The organism is Pseudoalteromonas sp. GW168-MNA-CIBAN-0100, from assembly GCF_040309225.1.
In the GTDB taxonomy this organism is placed as follows: Bacteria; Pseudomonadota; Gammaproteobacteria; order Enterobacterales; family Alteromonadaceae; genus Pseudoalteromonas; species Pseudoalteromonas arctica.
The window spans coordinates 1-1,137 of sequence record NZ_JBEOOL010000065.1; the positions used below are offsets into that span (position 1 = coordinate 1).

Sequence of the window (1,137 nt, forward strand, 5' to 3'; positions counted from 1 at the left end):
CTTCTTCTAGTGCCGCTCGATCTAAAATATCTGCAAGTACATTGCTTTCAACATTCTTATTTATTGGTTCATTCAGAGCATTCTTAAGCATAGAAATTTCATCATTAACTTGGTTTATTATATGCCCTAATTGGTCTGTTTTTAAAAATTCATGCATTCCTTATATCCTATACTAAACATCAAAAAGGTATTTAAACTGTAAGCGTCTAGCGAACCACACCTAGCATCGATGTTCTGATTATCTAAAAATACCTGCTCAATGATAAATTCGGAGCAGGTGATGAAAACTTACAGAACAAGCGCACAGTGGCAGCAGCTTTTGCTGAAACGCAGTACGTTTAGTGGTACTAATATTGAATTCTGCCAACACCATAATGTCGCTATTACGACTTATTATAAACAACGTGCTTTACTGGCAAAAGACCAGCCTAATTCCACCTTGCCAGTGCACACGCAGTGCCTTACATCATCACGTTTTGTCCAGGTAAAACAAACTACTGAAGTCTGCGCGCAAACTCGTCAAAATACGCTGCAGTTTGATACGCTAACCGGCCAACTCACGTTTCCTATCGATTTAGCGACGGCCGATATCGTTGCCATTATTAAAGGGCTAACGGTATGAGGATGTTCGTTGATGTACCCACCGTCTATTTATGTGCCGATGCCGTTGATTTTCGAAAATCAATTAATGGTCTGGCGGCGTTGGTGGAAGCAGAGCTTGAACTACCCGTGCTCAGTGGTGCGCTATTTGTGTTTTGTAATAAAGGCCGTGACAAACTCAAACTGCTTTACTGGGATAACACCGGTTTTGCACTGTGGTATAAGCGATTAGATAAGCATAAGTTCAAATGGCCCAAACTCATGTCACCCACCATGACCTTAAGCGAGCAGCAATTACACTGGTTATTATCGGGTTATGATGTGATTGGACACAGTAAAATTGATGTCGCAGGTAAGCAAATGCTTTAATATTTGCGATCGATTGATGATCATCAAAGTGAGTTCAGTTAGCACTGCAAAGCCTTTGATGATGCCTTAAAATAGGCGTCATGAAAAATGAACTCGCCCTTAAACAGCGCATTGCTGAACTTGAAAAACTGTTAGCGCAGAAGGATGCCCAGATTGCGGCATTGGAAG

2 protein-coding genes are annotated in these 1,137 nt (G+C 41.2%); both read left to right on the top strand.

What is annotated here, in order from left to right:
• The first annotated feature begins 280 nt into the window (after positions 1–280).
• Positions 281–622, top strand: coding sequence for a hypothetical protein (locus tag AAEY62_RS19985; RefSeq protein WP_008467385.1), 342 nt, complete (start codon positions 281–283; stop codon positions 620–622).
• On the top strand, positions 619–969 hold the full coding sequence (gene tnpB / locus AAEY62_RS19990) for an IS66 family insertion sequence element accessory protein TnpB (protein ID WP_010554756.1): 351 nt from the start codon (positions 619–621) through the stop codon (positions 967–969). Before AAEY62_RS19985 ends, tnpB begins: the two co-directional genes overlap by 4 nt.
• Positions 970–1,137 lie beyond the last annotated feature (168 nt).